A 251-nucleotide genomic window follows, 5' to 3' on the forward strand; every position below is an offset into this window, starting at 1 on the left:
TGTGAATACTTTGGTTGCAACGGCCATTGCTACATTATCCTGGTGCCTGTTTGAAGGTCTTTTCAAAGGTAAGCCATCCATGTTGGGTGCAGCATCTGGCGCAGTAGCTGGCTTGGTTGCAATTACACCAGCTTGTGGTTACGTGGGTGTTAAGGGTGCACTGGTTATTGGTGCGCTGGTCAGCCCATTGTGTTTGTGGGGTGTTTCAGGTCTGAAGAGAATGCTGGGTGCTGATGATGCGCTGGATGTAT

1 pseudogene is annotated in these 251 nt (G+C 49.8%); it reads left to right on the forward strand.

Annotated elements, in window-relative coordinates:
• Positions 1-251: pseudogene (locus tag ACZ3HH_RS30790) on the forward strand (ammonium transporter); the annotation flags it as partial.

This window comes from Pseudomonas sp. PME37.24/025, assembly GCF_055556615.1.